We start from the raw sequence: 15,308 nt of genomic DNA on the forward strand, positions 1-15,308 counted from the left end.
CGTTCGTCGCCGACTCCCCCCGTCCGCGAAGATCGTGGTGATGGACCGACCGACGACGCCGCCCTACGACGCAGTGATCGTGGTGTCCTTCGGCGGTCCCGAAGGCCCCGGCGACGTCATGGCGTTCCTCGAGAACGTGACCCGGGGACGTGACGTGCCCCGTGCCCGACTCGAGGAGGTCGCCCGCCAGTACCTCGAGACCAGCGGAGGCGTGTCGCCGATCAACGCCCAGAACCGGGCACTGGTCGACGCGCTCACCGCCGAACTGGCCGTCCACGGCATCGACCTGGCGATCTACTGGGGGAACCGCAACTGGCACCCGTTGCTCAGCGACACGGTGGCCCAGATGGCCGACGACGGCGTCGAGCGGGCGCTGGCCTTCGTGACCTCGGCCTACAGCTCGTACTCGGGATGCCGCCAGTACCGCGAGGACATCGAAGCGGCTCGAGCCGCGGTGGGTGAACGAGCGCCGTCGATCGACAAGATCCGCCAGTTCTGGAACCACCCGGGGTTCATCGAACCGTTCCGGAACGGGCTGCGAGCCGCGCTCGACACCCTGGAGCCCGAACGGCGGCGGCGGGCGCGGGTGGTGTTCACCGCCCACTCGCTGCCGCTGTCCCTCGCCGCAACCAGCGACTACCAGGCCCAGCTGCACGACGCGGTCGCTCTCGTGGCCGACGATGTCGCCCCCGATCTGGAGCGGGACCTGGTCTGGCAGTCCCGGAGCGGTCCTCCTCAGGTGCCATGGCTCGAGCCCGACATCAACGACCACCTGCGGTCGATCGTCTCCGAAGGCGTCGACACGGCGGTCGTGGTCCCGATCGGATTCGTCTCCGATCACCAGGAGGTCGTCTTCGACCTCGACACCCAGGCGCGGGCCACCGCCGACCAGTTGGGGATGCATCTCGTCCGCGTCCCGACGCCCGGCACCGACCCCACCTTCGTCGCCATGGTTCGTGAGCTGATCGTCGAGCACCTCGACCCCGAAGCACCCCGCAGGGCGCTCGGGCCTCTCGGGGTCCGAGCCGCTCGCTGCGCGCCGGACTGCTGTCCGGCGCCACCGCGACAGCCGGATCGGCCATGATGGCATCGCTCCTGCACGCAACCGGCGGAGGCCGACCATGACCCGCATCGCAGTCGGAGTCGACGAGTCGCCCGGTGGGCACGCCGCGCTCGCCTGGGCACTGGCCGAAGCCCGACGATGGGGGGCCACCCTCGAGATGGTGGTCGCCTGGTCCTACCTGGTCCAGCCGGTCGCGGAGTTCCAGCCGGACTTCGACGACGCCGCGGCGCGCGACCTGCTCGACACGATGCTGGCCGAGCACGACACCTCCGGCGTCGAGATCGAACCGGTCATCATCAACGAGCTCCCCGTCCAGGCCCTGCTCCACGTGGCCGAGGAGGCCGATCTCCTCGTCGTCGGCGCTCGCGGCCTCGGCGGGTTCGCCGGGCTACTGCTCGGGTCGGTCAGCCAGCAGGTCTCCACCCACGCCCCGTGCCCGGTCGTGATCGTCCACCGCGCCCCGGACTGAGGCCGCCCGCGCGCTCAACTGGCCAGCCCGGCTCCTGCCGCCGGTAGACTCCTTCCTCCCGTGCCAGCTACGTCCACCCTCACTGCAGCCCGACAGCGCCTGCGGGGCCGTCTCGAGGCCAAGGGGAGCTACCAGCGCTGGGTGCTGTTCGCCGCTCTGGCGGGCATGTTCGCCACCTCGTTCCCCATCACCATCCTGTCGGTCTCGCTCACCGACATCGCCGACGAGTTCGGCACCTCCACCTCGGTGCTCACCTGGGTGATCTCGGCTCCGATGCTGCTGTCGGCCCTCTCCCTGCCCATCCTCGGCAAGCTCGGCGACCTCCACGGCCACCGCAAGGTGTTCCTCATCGGCTTCACCATCGCCACCACGGTCGCCGCCGTCACCGCCCTGGCCTGGAACGCCACCAGCCTCATCGGCCTGCGATCGCTCGCCCAGATCGTCGGAGGAGCGACCCAACCGACCTCGATGGCGCTGGTGATGCTGGTCTTCGCCCCCAAGGACAGGGTGAAGGCCATCGGCTACTGGTCGCTCGTCGCCGCCGGGGCCCCGGCCATCGGCCTCGCGGCCGGTGGCCCGCTGGTCGACCTCGTCGGCTGGCGGCTCATCTTCGTGCTCCAGGCGGGCCTGGCCGCGACCGCGCTGTGCTTCGCCGCGGTGATCCTGCCCGAGAGCGAGCCGAAGCAAGTCCGCTTCGACGTGCCCGGGGCGGCCGCGCTCACCGTGGTGGTGGGCTGTGCCATGTTGGCCATCGGCCAGGGCGGCACGTGGGGCCTCGACCACCCCGCCATCCTCGCCTCTCTCGCGCTGTTCCCGTTCGCCACCGTGGCGTTCGTGGCGATCGAGCGGCGCTCGGCGCACCCCCTGGTGCCGCTGGAGTTCCTCGGGCGGCGCAACTTCACCTTCACCCTGCTCACCAGCCTGTTCCTGGGCTCGGTGTACATGGGCGGGTTCGTGCTCTCCCCCATCGCCCTGCGCGAAGGGTTCGGCCTCACCGCGACCGCCACCGCAGCGATCATGCTCCTGCGCACCGGTGTCTTCTCGCTCTCCTCGCCCCTCGGGGGCCAGCTCGGCGCACGGGTCGGCACCAGACCGGGCGCGCTGATCGGTACGGGTTTCCTCGTGGTGGCCATGGGGGCGTTCATGTTCGGCAGCGGCCAGGCGCTGCTGCTGGTGTTCTGCGGGGCGCTGCTCGCCCAGGGACTCGGCAACGGGCTGGCACGGCCTCCGATCACCGCCGCGCTGGCCAACTCGGTGCCCGAGACCGATCTGGGACTCGCCACCTCGCTACAGCGGATGACCTACCAGATCGGCAACGCCTTCGGCATCGCGCTGCTCTCGGCGGTCTATGACGACTCGGGCCGGGCCGAGGCCTTCGTCACCCCCTTCGGCGTCGGTGCTGCACTCGGCCTGGTGGCGATGCTCTTCGCCAGCTTCCTCATCCCCGACGAGCACCACGAACCCCGCGAACCCGACGCCAGCGAGCCCAGCGAGTCCGGCGAGTCCGGCGAGTCCGGCGAGTCCGGCGACTCGGCACCAGCTCGGTCGGAGGCCCGGCCGGCACCCTCACCCTCGCGCTGAATGCGCGGCGTGCACCAGGGCGAGCTCGGCCGACCACGCCGCTGATCGGTCCTCGACCGCACGGCCCCGCTCCGCCGCCAGGCGGAAGAAACCGCCCCCGGGAAGTCCGCTCGACTGCCGCACCACCACGGCGGTGAGCAGACCCCGACCGGCCTCGTCCTCGCGGGTCGACACCGAGCGCAGCACCGGAGCCAGGTCGGATTCGGCGAGCACACGCAGGTCCGGGTCGCGCTCGGCCAGGGCATCGAGCAGTTGTCCGTAGGTGATCGTCGTGCCCCGGCGGGCCACGCCGAGGAGGATGCCGGCCACCGCTTCCACCACATCGTCTGCCACGGTCACCGACGATAGGCCCCTCTATGGTTGGCACCATGAGCGCCACCACGATCCTCGGGCACTCGATCGACCGGCGAGAGGACCCCGGTCCGCTCACCGGGTCCACCCCATTTCTGGCCGACCCCCTCGGCGTCAAGGGAATCGGCGAGTCGGGCACCACCGGGTCGATCTCGGCGGTGTGGAACGCGGTCGTCGACGCGCTGGCTCCCTACGGCATCGACCACCTCGACCCGCCGTTCACCCCCGAGAAGGTGTGGCGAGCGCTCCGCTCAGACCCTGATCATGGCCGCACGGCCCGACCGGCGTAGGTGTAGCTCATCGACTTGGGGCCGGCGATGTAGAAGTTGGCCAGGTGCTCGAGCTCGAATCCGGCGTCCTCGACCAGCGCGTCGATGGGCCGGTCGAGGTGGCAACCGCCGGCGATGCGCTGCTGGATGGGGTCGAGGCGCTCCTGCCAGCGGGCGACCTTGGGGTCGGGCGAGTGACCGTGCTCGAGGAAGTGCAGCTGGCCGCCGGGTCTCAACACGCGGATCATCTCGGTGAGTGCGAGCTCGACGTGGGGGATCGTGCACAACGTCCAGGTGGTGAACACCTCGTCGACGCTGGCGTCCTCCAGCGGGAGGTGCTCGCCGTCGAGGCCGATGAACTCGATCGGGACCGTCGCGTCGGCGACGCGCTTCGCGGCGAGTCGCCGCCCGACCTCCGACGGGTCGACGGCGTAGACCTTGGTGACCGCCGGCGGGTAGTGCGGTACGTTCAGGCCCGAGCCGAACCCGACCTCGAGGACCTCGCCGGACAGATCCTGGGCAACACGTGCACGGAGCTTGGCGAAGCCCTTGGTGCCGAGCACCTTGTCGATGACCCTCGGTACCACCTGTCGTTCGTAGAAGCCCATGGGGCCCAGGGTACGGGCGATCTCAGTCCGAGGCGGGCGCGCGGTAGATGTCGCGGGTGACCTCGTCGACCAACTGGGTGCGCGGGGTCCACTCGAGCCGGCCGTCGGTCACCAGCTCGCGCACGGCGGGCACGGGATCGGGATCGGAGAAGAAGCGCTCATCGTCGTAGTCGGTGGGTCGGCCGGTGGCGTCGGCGGTCCACCACGACGCCTCGAGGGCGATGCCGTTGGGATCGGTGAAGTAGATCGACCGCAGGACGCCATGGTCGACCACGTCGGTCACCTCGCAGTCGTGGGCCTTGAGACGGTGACGCAACCGGTCGAGTGCCTCCTCGTCGGCGAGACCGAGCGCCAGGTGGTCGAACTGCGACGCCTGGGGGAACGGCACCCCGGCGGGCTTGGCGTAGGTGTCGACGGGCTGATCTCGGTACTCGAAGAACGCCACGGTCATGCCCGGTGCGAACTCGAAGAAGTAGTGGCGGAACGAGTCGGTGGCCAGGGTCACGACCAAGCGGGCGCCGAGCACGCCGTGCCAGAACCGGGTGGTGGCATCCATGTCGGTGGTGATGAGCGCCAAGTGGTGCACACCTCGCCACTGCACCGGCGGGGTCTCGGGAGGTGAGCTGGTGGAACCGTTGGCAAGCATGGCATCAATCGTACAAACCTGAACGAGCCTCGCCACCGCGAGGACTCGCTCACAGGGTGATGTCGAAGATCTGGATCAGGCCCACCACGATCAGGTAGAAGGCCACGACGTAGTTGAGGACCTTGGGAACCAACAAGATGACCACCCCCGCGATGACAGCGATGATCCCGGGAAGGGTGAGGTTCACCGTCACCTCGTTGATCTCCGCGGTCTCCTGGGCCAGCACGGCAAGGTTGGTCAGCATCGACATGATGCCCTCCTCGGTTCGACACGGGTGAGGCCTTGAACCCTCCCCCGGACCGCACCACCCCAAACACCAATGGCGGGACGGCGTCATCGGCGACCACCTCCGCCGCTACGCACCACAGCTGCTGCAGGAACCACCCGGCTCCGACGCCGGCCGATGACCGCCGAGAGGAGGCTCAGCTCCGGGGTTCGACGCGCTCGGCGAGGTTCGGGGGCATCACGTCGTACTGCACGTGGCGGGCGGTGAAGCGGCCCCTCGCCGCGGTGAGCGACCGGAGGTCGATGGCATAGCGGGTGAGCTCGGCGGTCGGCACCATCGCGGTGATGGCCACGCCGTTGGCACCCGCGGGTTCGGTGCCCGACACCCGTCCCCGGCGCGCCGAGAGATCGCCCATGACGTCGCCCTGCAGCTCGCCGGGCACGACCACGATGACCTCCGACACCGGTTCGAGCAGCACCGGTCCGGCCTGTTCCATCGCCGCCCGGAACCCCAGGCGACCCGCGGCCCGAAAGCTCATCTCCGACGAGTCGACCGCGTGGGCCTTGCCGTCGACGCAGTGCACCCGCACGTCCACCACCGGGTACCCCTTCACCACACCGCCCTCGGCCATCGTGTCGGCGATGCCGCGCTCGACGGCGGGGATGAACTGACGCGGGATCGCACCGCCCACGATGCGGTCGACGAACTCGAAGCCCGAACCGCGCTCGGTGGGTTCGATCTCCACGTTCACCACGCCGAACTGCCCGTGGCCGCCCGACTGCTTCTTGTAGCGGCCCTCGGCAGCCGCGGGCGCGGTGATCGTCTCGCGGTAGGCCACCTGCACCGGTTCGGTGTCGACCCCGACACCGAACTTGCGGGCGAGCCGCTCGAGGGTGACCGACAGGTGGGTGTCGCCGGTGCCCCGGAGCAGGGTCTGGTGGGTCTCGTCGTCGTGGTCGAGCACCAGCACCGGGTCCTCCTGTCGTAGGCGGGCGATGGCACCGGCCAGCTTGTCCTCGTCGGCCTGGGTCCGGGGCGTGAGCGCCACCGAGTGGACCGGCTCGGGCCAGGCGATCCCGGGCACCTGGACCGGCTGATCGCGAGGAGAGAGCGTGTCGTTGGTCTCGGTCCCGCTCAGCTTCGCGACCGCGGCGAGGTCGCCGGCGACGACCGCGGTGACCGGTTCCTGGTGGTCACCGCGAAGCAGGAACAGTCCATGGAGCCGCTCGTCGGTGCCGGTCCGGCGGTTCACGAGGTGGTCGTCGCTGCGGATCGTCCCCGAGAGGACCTTGAACATCGAGATGATCCCCACGTAGGGATCGGCCACGGTCTTGAAGACGAAGGCGAGCGGGTGACCGCCAGGATCGGGGCTGATCTCGACGGTGGTGTCCCCGGCCTCGACCGACACCTGTGGGCGATCGGCCGGCGACGGTGCGATCTCACAGAGGTAGTCGCACAGACGGTCGACACCGATCAATTTGGTGGCCGACCCCTCGAGCACGGGGAACGCCGCACGCTCCACCATCTCGCGCATGAGCGTGCGCTCGAGCTCGCCGAGGGCGGGTTCATCGCCTTCGAGGAACCGTTCGAGCATGGTGTCGTCGCCGACGACGATCGCCTCGACCACCTCGTCGTGGACACGGTGTTCGACCTCGGCCAGCTCGTCGGGGACCGGGCTCTGCTGGGCCGATCCCTCGTCGTAGAGGTAGGCCGTCTCGGTCAGCACGTCGGCGACCCCGTGAAACGCCGACTCCTCCCCGATGGGAAGTTCCAGCGTCTCGATCCGATCGCCGAAGCGCTCCCGCAGCTCCGCCAAGGTCCGGTCGAACGATGCCCGCTCGCGGTCCAGCTTGTTGACAAAGACCATGCGGGGCACGTCGAGCTCGTCGCAGAGCCGCCACGCGTTGTCGGTACCGACCTGGATGCCGTCGACCGCGCTGACGACGATCACCGCGACGTCGGCCACCGCCAGTGCCGCCCTGACCTCGCCCTCGAAGTCGGGATCTCCCGGCGTGTCGATGATGTTGAGCTTGTATCCCTTCCAGTCGAACGGGACGACCGACAGGGCGAGCGAGATCCCGTGGGAGATCTCCTCGGCGTCGGTGTCGGCGAGGGTGGTTCCGTCCTCGACCCGACCGAGCCGGCCGATCAGCCCGGCACGCAGGGCCATGGCCTCGAGCAACGTCGTCTTGCCCGACGCACTGTGGCCGAGGAGGGCGACGTTGCGGATCCGATCGGTGCTGACCATCGTGTCTCCCGGTTCTCCCGCTGGTCCGACCTATCTCATCTGCCGGACAGTACCGGAGCGCGTTCAGCTCTGCCCAGGGTCCGAAGGCCCTGACCGCCAGGGCGATCGCCGGTACCGCTCGACCAGGTTCGCGGTCGACGGATCGTGATCCGCGGGGGCCGAGCCCGATGGATCGAGCTCGGCGACGATGCGGTTGGCCAGCACCTTGCCCAGTTCGACACCCCATTGATCGAAGGCGTTGATCCCCCAGATGGTCGCCTGGGTGAACACCTTGTGCTCGTAGAGCGCGATGAGCGCCCCCAGGGAGTAGGGCGACAGCTCGTCCAGGAGCAACGTGGTGGTGGGACGGTTGCCGTCGAACACCTTGTGGGGCACCAGGTGGTCGGGCACACCCTCGGCGCGCACCTCATCCGGTGTGCGTCCGACGGCCAGGGCCTCGGTCTGGGCGAACAGGTTGGCCATGAGCAGATCGTGCTGGTGATCGAGGCCGTGGTTGGGGGTGACCACACCGATGAAGTCGGCCGGCACCACCTGGGTTCCCTGGTGCAGCAGCTGGAAGAAGGCGTGCTGTCCGTTGGTGCCGGGCTCGCCCCACACGACCGGACCCGTCGCCCACCGGACCGGCTCGCCGTCGAGGGTGATCGATTTGCCGTTGCTCTCCATCTCGAGCTGCTGCAGGTACGCGGGGAACCGGGCAAGCTCTTGCGCGTAGGGAAGGACCGCGTGGGTCGCCGCACCGAAGAAGTTCGTGTACCAGACCCCGAGGAGACCCATGAGCACGGGGAGGTTGCGCTCGAGAGGCGCGGTCCGGACGTGGTCGTCCACCGCGCGGAAACCAGCCAGCAGATCCTGGAACCGTTCGGGGCCGACGGCGAGCATCAGCGACAAGCCGATGGCCGACTCGATCGAGTAGCGCCCCCCGACCCAGTCCCAGAACCCGAACATGTTGGCAGGATCGATGCCGAACGCTTCGACCTCGCCGGTGTTGGTCGAGACGGCGACGAAGTGCCGGGCCACCGCGTCCTCGCCCAGCGACTCGGTCAGCCAGGCCCGAGCGGTGCGGGCGTTGGTGAGGGTCTCGGCGGTGGTGAAGGTCTTGGAGGCGACGATGAAGAGGGTGGTGGCGGGGTCGAGGTCGCGGAGGGCCCAGTCGATGTCGGCACCATCGACGTTGGAGACGAATCGGTGGGTCCGACTCGGGTCGGTGCAGGTGCGCAGGGCTTCGGTGGCCATGGCCGGACCGAGGTCGGATCCGCCGATGCCGATGTTCACCACCGCCCGGATCGAGGCACCGGTCGCGCCCAGCCACTCGCCGGACCGCACGGCGATCGCGAAGCGAGCCATCTCGTCCAGGACGCGGTGCACGTCGGGCACCACGTCGTGGCCGTCGACGGTGACCGAGGTGTCGCGCGGCGCCCGCAGCGCCACGTGCAGCGCCGCCCGGTCCTCGGTGGCGTTGATGTGCTCCCCGGCGAACATGGCCTCGATCTGGCGGGGGACGCCTGCCCGTTCGGCCAGCGCCACGAGCAACCCGACGGTCTCGCCGGTCAACCGGTGCTTGCTGAGATCGGCGTGGAGGCCGGGGAGGTCGAGGGTGAGCTGGTCGAGCCGCCCCGGCTCGTGGAGCAGCTCGCGGAGGTGGCGGTGCTCGATCCGACGATGGTGGTCGACCAGGGCGGCCCATTCGGGTGTGTCGACGATCGGTGTGGGTCGGGAGCGCTCCATGGTGACGCGAGCCTACTGGAGGCCAACGGTCGCCCTGAGTGGGCCCACCCGCATGTTGCCAAACCTCGGTCGCCTCGGCGGCTCAGCTCCAGGTGACCTCGGCCGACCGCTCCGGCGCGTCGGGTTGATCGGGTTCGGTGTGGATCAGACGGGTGGCGATCACCGCGACCACGACGAGCAGGATCCCCACCGCGGTGAATGCGGCGCCGAGCCCGTAGAGATCGGCCATGGTCCCGGCCCCGATGGAACCGATGAGGATCCCGAGACTCATCGACATGTTGAACACGCCCATGGTCGATCCCTGGCCGTAGTGCCGACCCTCCTCGGTGGCCAGCGCACCCAGCGTCGGCCAGACCACCGCCTCACCGATCCCCATCACCGCAAAGATCGCCACCAGGTAGACGAACTGACCGGCGTGGGGGATCGACAGCATCGCCCCGGCCATGATGCAGCTGCCGATCAGCACCAGCCTGCCGCGGTCGAACCGGTCGGCCAACCGCCCGAAGGGGGTCTGCAACGCGGCGTTGGTGAGGGTCCGGGTGGCGATCACGACGCCGATCTGTGACCCCGACGCATCCATGAACTCGTCCATCAGCAGCGGCAGGAACGCCATCGACGGGACCATCACCACCATGGTCGAGGCCCGGGCACTCATGATGCCGACGACCCGCGGACTGTGGATCATTGCCGTGAAGGTCTGCAGGAGCGGAGGGCGGTCGACGACCTTGCGCCCGTGGTCGGCGGGCAGCACGAAGCGGACGAGCAGCAGGGCGATGCCAGCCATGGCGCTCATCGCGTAGAACGCCGACTCCATCCCCAGCCCGTCGAGGAAGACGCCGCCGACGATCGGTCCCGAGCCGATGCCGGCGAAGAGCGCGACGTTGAGCTGGCCCATGAGCCGACCCTCCTCCCCGGCGGGCGCGAGGTCGGCGACATAGGACATCGCGATCGGGATGATCATGGCCGAGCCGACACCCTGCACGATGCGGATGAGCATCAGATCCAGGACCGAGCTGGCCACAACGAACAGGAGGCCGGTGAGGGAGTAGACCGTCAGTCCGACAAGCATGAACCGTCGTCGCCCCCGCCGGTCGGACAGGCCACCGACGATCGGCTGGCAGATCCCACGGCTCACCGAGAAGCCGGCGACCATCAGACCGATCATCGTGCTCGACGCGCCGAGCTCCTCCGCGTAGAGCGGCATGATCGGGATGATGATGCCGAGGCCGAGCAGCGCGACGAACACCGTGGCCAGCAGCGTCAGGAGGATGCGACGGTCCATCAGCAATCCTCTCGATCGGAGGCTCGACCTGGGCCGTTTCCGACACCGATGGCGGTGCTAGCCACGTCCGTCATCGCCGGCCAGCGATTCCAACAGGGGCACCGCGGCGGCGATCGTCTGTCGCTGCGACGCGTCGAGTCGGGACAGACGCTCGGCCAGCCACGCGTTGCACCGGACCCGGCTCGCCTCGATCCACCGATCGCCCGCCTCGCTGACCTGGACACGACAGACCCGTCGATCCCGCTCCTCGGGCATGCGCTCCACCAAGCCGTGATCGACGAGGCTGGTCACGACGCGGCTCACCACCGCCCGTGACAGGCGTTCCTTCTCCGCCAGGGCACCCATGCTGATGGGCTGGTAGCGGTGGATGGCGCCCAGCACCGACAACTGGGTGGGCGTCAGGGAGGTCTCGGCCCCGCGCATCGCCCGACCGAGCGGCACCACACCGGCTCGCAGCAATGCCGCCAGCTCGAGCAACGCGTCCTCATCGGGTTCAACCTCCATCGACCGGACGGTATCGACCGATGCTTGACAAACACAAACATCGTGGAGTCGACGGGCCGAGACAGTGCGCGGTGATCACCGGTAGCAAACCGCCCCGCCACCCGCCACGATGGGGGCGATGCCGGTACAGATCAGCGCCCAGAGGTTCGATGAGTTGGTGGGCGAGGCGATCGACCTCATCCCCGCCGAGCTGGCCGAGAAGATGGACAACGTCGCCATCCTCACCGCCAAGCGACCACCGCCCGACCAGGCCCGCCGAGGCAGGACCTTGCTGGGTCTCTACCAGGGCGTGAGCCTCGACCGGCGATCGCCGGTGTCCTACACCTCGGTGCTTCCCGACCGCATCACCGTGTTCCGTGACGCGCACTGCCGCCTGGCCCGCGACGAGGACGACCTGCGTCTACGAGTCGCCCACACGGTGGCCCACGAGATCGCCCACCACTTCGGGATCTCCGACGACCGCCTGCGCGAGCTCGGCGCGTACTGACACCTTTCCGCAACGCGGTCCGAACCCGCCACCCACAGCCCGCCTAGGGTGCGTCCATGGACTTGGGCATCGACGGCAAGCGCGCAGCGGTGGCGGGAGCCTCGGCGGGCCTCGGCTTCTCGACCGCCAAGGCACTGGCGGCTGCCGGTGTGCAGGTGGCCATCTGCGGACGCGACGAGCAACGGCTGCAGCGGGCCGCCGCCGAGCTCGGTGCGCTCGGCCCGACACCGGTCGCCATCCCCGCCGACGTGAGCACCCCCGAGGGAGCGACCGCCTTCGTCGAGTCGGCCAACGCCGCGCTCGGCGGGATCGACATCCTGGTCCCCAACGCCGGAGGGCCCCCACCGGGGACCTTCGCCTCCACCCCGATCGAGGCGTACGGGCCCGCCCTCGAGCTCAACCTGCTGTCCACCGTCGCCATGTGCCAGCGCGCGGTTCCGGCCATGCAGGAGCAGGGATGGGGTCGCGTGGTGGCCATCACCTCGGCCTCGGTGCGCCAGCCCATCCCCAACCTCATCCTGTCCAACACGGCCCGCGCCGGGGTGACCGGGTTCTTGAAGACCCTCGCCCTCGAGGTCGCCCCCGACGGGGTCACGGTCAACTCGGTCCAGCCCGGCCTGCACTTCACCGACCGCATGCGCTCGCTCGGCGCCGACCCGGAGCAAGCCGCCGCAGGCATCCCGGTGCGCTCGGTCGGCGATCCCGACGACTTCGGCGCGGTCTGCGCCTTCATCTGCTCCCAGCACGCCCGGTTCATCACCGGCGCGGCGATCCCGGTCGATGGCGGCACCGTCCGGGGCCTGCAATAGTGCTGCCGTGATCAGGCACTGCGTCACCTTCCGGTTCGTCGACGGCGCAACCGACGAGGCGATCGCCGCCTTCGAAGCGGGGCTGTCGGCCCTCCCTGCGGCGATCGACGACATCAAGGGCTACTGGTACGGGCGGGATCTCGGGCTCCGCGACACCAACGCCGACTTCGCCGTGATCGCGGACTTCGCCGACGAGGCCGGCTACCGGACCTATGCCGGCCACACCGCCCATCGGGCGGTGATCCGCGATCTGGCCGATCCCATCGTCGCCGAGCGCAACGCGGTGCAGTTCTCGTGGTGAGCGGTTCGCCGCAGCGGTCAGGGTCCCCCTCGTTGTCACACCCCTCGGGTACAACTGGACCATGAACCTCGACGCCCCGGCCACCGGAGCTGCGCCCGATCCCGGCGACGACACGATGGCCGCCGACGCCGCGCTGTTCGAGATCGAGGGGCCAACGGTCTCCACGCCACGGCACCTGTCGCCGTCGTCGGCCACGCTGTTCGCACAGTGCCCCCGACGCTGGCGGTACCGCTACATCGACAAGCTGCCCGAACCGGTGGGAGAGGACGCCCTCATCGGGACCTTCGCCCACCGGGTGCTCGAGCTGTTGCTGGCCGAGCCTCCCCGCCGCCGTACGACCGAGCGCGCTCGCTCCATCGCCCGCACGGTGTGGCCCGAGACCGCTCGTCACCCCGACTTCGCCCACCTCGGCCTCGATGAGGCCGCCTCCCGCGCCTTTCGGTGGAAGGGATGGAGCGCCATCGAAGGCCTCTGGGCGGTCGAGGATCCCACCACCGTCGAGGTCGCCGCCACCGAGCACCGGGTGCGGGCCGAGGTCGGTGGCGTCCCGTTCCTCGGCGTGATCGACCGCCTCGATCGCTGCGACGACGGGCTGGTGGTGACCGACTACAAGTCGGGCCGACCACCGTCGCGCCGGTTCGAAGCCGACAAGCTCACCCAGGTCCTGCTCTACGCGGCGGCGGTCGCCACCGAGGGCGAGGCGCCCGTGCGGGCTCGACTCGTCTACCTCGGGTCGAGGTCGCTCGAGACCCCGGCGACCGACCACGCGGTGGCCGACGCGGTCACCGCGCTTCGGGCGACGTGGGACCAGCTGTGCGAGGCGGTCCGCACCGACACCTTCGATCCCGAGCCCGGCCCGCTGTGCGGCTGGTGTCCCCACGTGGCCCGGTGCCCGGAGGGCCTGGCCGAGATCCAGCGTCGCCACGACGAGGGTCGACTTCGATCCGACGCCCCTGGTGCGGCGCTGGTCGCCTGACCCCGGCGGGGACCTCAGGATTCCACGCCGCACGCTCTCGCACCGTCCACAGACCCGCCCCTGTGCCGATGCTCGCAACGCTGCGAGTGCCTGGTCGGGCCCGCGGTCTGCGACGATACTGGTCATGACCATCGGTGATCGCTTCGAGGAGGTCCTCGCCGCGGCCAAGCGCGGCGAGGACCACGCCTTCGAGGTGATCTACCGCGATCTGGCACCCCTGGTGCTCGCCTACCTCCGGTCGAACGGCGCCCGCGAACCCGAGGATCTCACCAGCGAGGTGTTCGTGGCCGTGGTGCGCAACGTGACCCGGTTCGACGGCGAGGAGATCGCGTTCCGGTCATGGGTGCTCACCATCGCCCACCGGCGCCTCATCGACTCGTTCCGGCACCGTTCACGGCGCCCGGAGGATCCGGCCCTGCCCGATGACGTGCAGGCGCAGATGCCCCCCGACCCCGCCACCGCCGAGACCGAGGCGCTCGACCACTTGGCCACCGCGGATCTCGGCGATGCCCTGAGCGCGCTCACGGCCGATCAACGGGCGGTCATCACCTTGCGCATTCTTGCCGATGTACCGATCAAGGAGGTGGCCGACATCCTCGGCAAACCCGAGACCTCGATCAAGAGCCTGCAACACCGGGCGCTCGCCAGCTTGGCCCGCCACCTCCGCTCGGCCGAGGACAGTGTCGATACCGGCCAGTATCCTCAGAGCGACCGGGGGCGATGACTAGGACATGACCGAGACCAGCGGCGCGCAGCCCCCCGAGGGCCACGACGACCTGACCAGCGAGCTTGCTCAGCTGGTCGGCGACGCCGATCTGGCTCGACGCGCGCTTGAAGGGCTGCGCAGCGACCTCATCGCTCCCCTCGATCCCGCGCTCACCGAACAGCACCTTGCCGCGATGTCGGCGGCGGCGCCCCAGGCGGATGAGCCGGCCGCCGAGGTCGTCGACCTGCGTTCGAGGCGGGTCCGGCGGGCGACCGTCGGCACCGTCGTCGGGTTGATCGCCATCGGCTCCACGGGCGGGTTGGCCGCTGCCGGACACCTGCCCCCGGTGATCCAGGACCCGCTGAGTCGGGTCGCTGGCGTGGTCTCCATCGACCTTCCCCGCTCCACACCCGACGCCACCATCGTGGTACCCCGAACCCCGGGCACAACGGGCGACACACCCGGCGCCACCGTCGACGCGCCGGGCACCAGCAACGGCTCGCCCAGCGACACCGCACCCGGCCAAACCGGTAACACCCCCAGCGACACCGCACCCGGCCAAAGCAGCGACACGCCAGGCGACACCGCACCCGGCCAGGGCGGGTCACCCGTGCAGGCGCCCGGGGTGACACCACCGGGCCAGGGCGGTGACACCCCCAGCGACACCGCACCCGGCCAAACCGGTAACACCCCCAGCGACACCGCACCCGGCCAAACCGGCGACACCCCCGGCGACACCCCCGGCGACACCGCACCCGGCCAGGGCGGGTCACCCGTGCAGGCGCCCGGGGTGACACCACCGGGCCAGGGCGGCCAGGGCCAGGGCGGGTCACCCGGCTGAGATTTCTCGCTCCGGGGCGTATCTCCACTTCCCGCTGGAGCGATCACGATTACAGAGCCCGCGGGAGCGGGATCGAGATCTCTGGATCTCTCGGCTGGACAGGTTTCGACACCCTCGCCGCCTGTTTGCACCGGTTCCGCCGCCGGATCCGGCCGAGATCACCGGGGGTTCGGTACACGTGGCGTACCGAACCCCCGGAAGTCTTCTTCGGCCCGT

Annotated in this window: 17 protein-coding genes and 1 pseudogene; 10 read left to right on the forward strand and 8 right to left on the reverse strand. The window is 69.9% G+C overall.

Annotation, left to right across the window (positions count from 1 at the left end):
• Nucleotides 1-40 precede the first annotated feature (40 nt).
• From U5K29_11475 to U5K29_11485, 3 genes are read left to right on the forward strand one after another with little or no spacing between them, the layout of a single operon-like run.
• Nucleotides 41-1,084 carry a ferrochelatase gene (locus U5K29_11475; GenBank protein MDZ7679161.1) on the forward strand — a complete coding sequence of 348 codons (1,044 nt, stop codon included), beginning with the start codon at nt 41-43 and terminating at the stop codon, nt 1,082-1,084.
• 37 nt (nt 1,085-1,121) lie between these two features.
• On the forward strand, nt 1,122-1,532 hold the full coding sequence (locus U5K29_11480; GenBank protein MDZ7679162.1) for a universal stress protein: 411 nt from the start codon (nt 1,122-1,124) through the stop codon (nt 1,530-1,532).
• A gap of 60 nt (nt 1,533-1,592) precedes the next feature.
• Nucleotides 1,593-3,113 carry an MFS transporter gene (locus U5K29_11485; GenBank protein ID MDZ7679163.1) on the forward strand — a complete coding sequence of 507 codons (1,521 nt, stop codon included), beginning with the start codon at nt 1,593-1,595 and terminating at the stop codon, nt 3,111-3,113.
• Here U5K29_11485 and U5K29_11490 read toward each other — a convergent pair.
• The gene (locus U5K29_11490) at nt 3,099-3,446 is read right to left on the reverse strand and encodes a hypothetical protein (protein ID MDZ7679164.1); all 348 of its coding nucleotides are present in this window, start codon (nt 3,444-3,446) and stop codon (nt 3,099-3,101) included. The genes U5K29_11485 and U5K29_11490 overlap by 15 nt on opposite strands.
• Before the next feature lie 35 nt (nt 3,447-3,481).
• Here U5K29_11490 and U5K29_11495 point away from each other — a divergent pair, with 35 nt between their 5' ends.
• Nucleotides 3,482-3,754, forward strand: a complete 273-nt coding sequence (locus U5K29_11495) for a hypothetical protein (protein ID MDZ7679165.1) — start codon at nt 3,482-3,484, stop codon at nt 3,752-3,754.
• Here U5K29_11495 and U5K29_11500 read toward each other — a convergent pair.
• The 7 genes and pseudogenes from U5K29_11500 to U5K29_11530 all read right to left on the reverse strand — a co-directional run bounded on the left by U5K29_11500 (nt 3,727) and on the right by U5K29_11530 (nt 10,972).
• Nucleotides 3,727-4,341, reverse strand: a complete 615-nt coding sequence (locus U5K29_11500) for a class I SAM-dependent methyltransferase (GenBank protein ID MDZ7679166.1) — start codon at nt 4,339-4,341, stop codon at nt 3,727-3,729. The genes U5K29_11495 and U5K29_11500 overlap by 28 nt on opposite strands.
• Nucleotides 4,342-4,363: 22 nt before the next feature.
• On the reverse strand, nt 4,364-4,987 hold the full coding sequence (locus tag U5K29_11505) for a VOC family protein (protein ID MDZ7679167.1): 624 nt from the start codon (nt 4,985-4,987) through the stop codon (nt 4,364-4,366).
• Between the two features lie 49 nt (nt 4,988-5,036).
• On the reverse strand, nt 5,037-5,237 hold the full coding sequence (locus tag U5K29_11510; protein ID MDZ7679168.1) for a DUF3096 domain-containing protein: 201 nt from the start codon (nt 5,235-5,237) through the stop codon (nt 5,037-5,039).
• A gap of 172 nt (nt 5,238-5,409) precedes the next feature.
• On the reverse strand, nt 5,410-7,461 hold the full coding sequence (gene fusA / locus U5K29_11515) for an elongation factor G (GenBank protein ID MDZ7679169.1): 2,052 nt from the start codon (nt 7,459-7,461) through the stop codon (nt 5,410-5,412).
• A gap of 63 nt (nt 7,462-7,524) precedes the next feature.
• Nucleotides 7,525-9,186 (reverse strand): glucose-6-phosphate isomerase, encoded by a 1,662-nt coding sequence (pgi, locus tag U5K29_11520; GenBank protein MDZ7679170.1) that lies wholly within the window; start codon nt 9,184-9,186, stop codon nt 7,525-7,527.
• Between the two features lie 82 nt (nt 9,187-9,268).
• Nucleotides 9,269-10,504 (reverse strand): annotated as a pseudogene (locus U5K29_11525) (MFS transporter).
• Between the two features lie 21 nt (nt 10,505-10,525).
• On the reverse strand, nt 10,526-10,972 hold the full coding sequence (locus tag U5K29_11530) for a MarR family transcriptional regulator (GenBank protein ID MDZ7679171.1): 447 nt from the start codon (nt 10,970-10,972) through the stop codon (nt 10,526-10,528).
• Nucleotides 10,973-11,090: 118 nt separating this feature from the next.
• Between U5K29_11530 and U5K29_11535 the strand changes: the two genes are divergently transcribed.
• From U5K29_11535 to U5K29_11560, 6 genes are all read left to right on the forward strand, one after another.
• Entirely contained in the window at nt 11,091-11,459 is a 369-nt protein-coding gene (locus U5K29_11535) for a metallopeptidase family protein (GenBank protein ID MDZ7679172.1), read from the forward strand.
• 56 nt (nt 11,460-11,515) lie between these two features.
• Entirely contained in the window at nt 11,516-12,268 is a 753-nt protein-coding gene (locus tag U5K29_11540; protein MDZ7679173.1) for an SDR family oxidoreductase, read from the forward strand.
• A gap of 7 nt (nt 12,269-12,275) precedes the next feature.
• Nucleotides 12,276-12,569, forward strand: a complete 294-nt coding sequence (locus U5K29_11545) for a Dabb family protein (GenBank protein MDZ7679174.1) — start codon at nt 12,276-12,278, stop codon at nt 12,567-12,569.
• Between the two features lie 61 nt (nt 12,570-12,630).
• Nucleotides 12,631-13,545 (forward strand): PD-(D/E)XK nuclease family protein, encoded by a 915-nt coding sequence (locus tag U5K29_11550; GenBank protein ID MDZ7679175.1) that lies wholly within the window; start codon nt 12,631-12,633, stop codon nt 13,543-13,545.
• Nucleotides 13,546-13,669: 124 nt separating this feature from the next.
• The gene (locus U5K29_11555; protein MDZ7679176.1) at nt 13,670-14,269 is read left to right on the forward strand and encodes a sigma-70 family RNA polymerase sigma factor; all 600 of its coding nucleotides are present in this window, start codon (nt 13,670-13,672) and stop codon (nt 14,267-14,269) included.
• A 7-nt stretch (nt 14,270-14,276) separates the two neighbouring features.
• Nucleotides 14,277-15,092 carry a hypothetical protein gene (locus tag U5K29_11560; protein ID MDZ7679177.1) on the forward strand — a complete coding sequence of 272 codons (816 nt, stop codon included), beginning with the start codon at nt 14,277-14,279 and terminating at the stop codon, nt 15,090-15,092.
• The last annotated feature ends 216 nt before the right edge of the window (nt 15,093-15,308 follow it).

The organism is Acidimicrobiales bacterium, assembly GCA_034521975.1.
In the GTDB taxonomy this organism is placed as follows: Bacteria; Actinomycetota; Acidimicrobiia; order Acidimicrobiales; family SKKL01; genus SKKL01.

Excerpts from the sequence above, each read along its gene's own strand:
- U5K29_11475 (MDZ7679161.1), top strand. The coding sequence starts at position 41 with ATGGACCGACCGACGACGCCGCCCTACGACGCAGTGATCGTGGTGTCC.
- U5K29_11480 (MDZ7679162.1), top strand. The coding sequence starts at position 1,122 with ATGACCCGCATCGCAGTCGGAGTCGACGAGTCGCCCGGTGGGCACGCC.
- U5K29_11495 (MDZ7679165.1), top strand. The coding sequence starts at position 3,482 with ATGAGCGCCACCACGATCCTCGGGCACTCGATCGACCGGCGAGAGGAC.
- U5K29_11500 (MDZ7679166.1), bottom strand. The coding sequence starts at position 4,341 with ATGGGCTTCTACGAACGACAGGTGGTACCGAGGGTCATCGACAAGGTG.
- U5K29_11505 (MDZ7679167.1), bottom strand. The coding sequence starts at position 4,987 with ATGCTTGCCAACGGTTCCACCAGCTCACCTCCCGAGACCCCGCCGGTG.
- U5K29_11510 (MDZ7679168.1), bottom strand. The coding sequence starts at position 5,237 with ATGTCGATGCTGACCAACCTTGCCGTGCTGGCCCAGGAGACCGCGGAG.
- fusA (MDZ7679169.1), bottom strand. The coding sequence starts at position 7,461 with ATGGTCAGCACCGATCGGATCCGCAACGTCGCCCTCCTCGGCCACAGT.
- pgi (MDZ7679170.1), bottom strand. The coding sequence starts at position 9,186 with ATGGAGCGCTCCCGACCCACACCGATCGTCGACACACCCGAATGGGCC.
- U5K29_11530 (MDZ7679171.1), bottom strand. The coding sequence starts at position 10,972 with ATGGAGGTTGAACCCGATGAGGACGCGTTGCTCGAGCTGGCGGCATTG.
- U5K29_11535 (MDZ7679172.1), top strand. The coding sequence starts at position 11,091 with ATGCCGGTACAGATCAGCGCCCAGAGGTTCGATGAGTTGGTGGGCGAG.
- U5K29_11540 (MDZ7679173.1), top strand. The coding sequence starts at position 11,516 with ATGGACTTGGGCATCGACGGCAAGCGCGCAGCGGTGGCGGGAGCCTCG.
- U5K29_11550 (MDZ7679175.1), top strand. The coding sequence starts at position 12,631 with ATGAACCTCGACGCCCCGGCCACCGGAGCTGCGCCCGATCCCGGCGAC.
- U5K29_11555 (MDZ7679176.1), top strand. The coding sequence starts at position 13,670 with ATGACCATCGGTGATCGCTTCGAGGAGGTCCTCGCCGCGGCCAAGCGC.
- U5K29_11560 (MDZ7679177.1), top strand. The coding sequence starts at position 14,277 with ATGACCGAGACCAGCGGCGCGCAGCCCCCCGAGGGCCACGACGACCTG.